Below are 999 nucleotides of genomic sequence, written 5' to 3'. Positions count from 1 at the left end.
CCGTCGCCCGCGTACGCAGCCCCGGCCCGAGCGGCACGACCCGCACCGGCGCCCCCGCCCGCGCCGCGTACCGGCGCATCCCCAGCACCGAGTTGTGGTCGTCCCCGAGGAACGCCAGCGGCCTGCCCGGACCGAACGGGTAGGCCTCCGCGACCAGCCGTATCGCCCCCGTCGCGTTCGGCGTGAAGACGACCGCGTACTCCCGGGGCGACGCCCCGCAGAACGCCAGCACCGCCTCCCGGGCCTCCTCCACCAGCCGGGTCGAGGCCAGCGACGCGGGGCTCGCCGTGTGCGGATTGCCGTACACCCCCGAGCCGAGGCGGGCCGCGCTCGCCCGGACGAGGGACAGCGGCGCCAGGGCCGCACCCGTGTAGTCCAGATAGGCGTGATCCGCCGCGTCCAGGTACGGGAATTCCGCCTCCCGGAGGAAGGTGAGATCACTCGGTCGGTTCATGACTAATCTGGTAGACATCCCGGAACCCTTCCCTGCCCGTTTCCGAAAGCACTTCCGGAACGGGCCGATAAAACCCACGGAAAATAATCCGACGTGACGCGAAGGCGCATCGTCGGTATTTCGCGCCTTCCGAGTGAAACATTCACCGGGTGCCACTCCGCCAGCGGCAACGGGCCGTTGTCGGCCCGGTACCCGTGGCAACCTACGACGCGAGAACGATAAGGACCATTATGGCTCCGCGTTCCCCTCGGTACGGCCGGAATCCATGGTCCGCCCCCACCACTCCCGCACTCTCTCCGCAATTTCGAACAGGGACATCGCCATGCCAATCGATCTGCGCGCGGAACTCGAACCCTGTGTCGCCCGCCTTCTCGACCGCCATCTGACGGACGTACGCGACTGGATGCCGCACGACCTCGTGCCCTGGTCCCTCGGCTGGGATTTCGACAGCTCCCCCTGGCACCCCGGCCAGTCCCGGCTGCCCGCCGCCGCCCGGGACGCCCTCGCCCCCCTCCTCGCCGCCGAGGACGACCTGCCCCGCCGGC

1 protein-coding gene and 1 pseudogene are annotated in these 999 nt (G+C 70.1%); one reads left to right on the top strand and one right to left on the bottom strand.

What is annotated here, in order from left to right; all coding sequences use genetic code 11:
• The coding region (locus ACVNF4_RS36400) for an aminotransferase class V-fold PLP-dependent enzyme (RefSeq protein WP_461807087.1) at positions 1–454 on the bottom strand (454 nt) is incomplete at its 3' end.
• 322 nt (positions 455–776) lie between these two features.
• Between ACVNF4_RS36400 and ACVNF4_RS36395 the strand changes: the two are divergent.
• Positions 777–999 (top strand): annotated as a pseudogene (locus tag ACVNF4_RS36395) (acyl-ACP desaturase); the annotation flags it as partial.

It is taken from the genome of Streptomyces sp. S6, assembly GCF_054880855.1.
The sequence above is the reverse complement of the archived record's forward strand: the minus strand, read 5'-3'. Positions and strand labels throughout refer to the sequence as shown.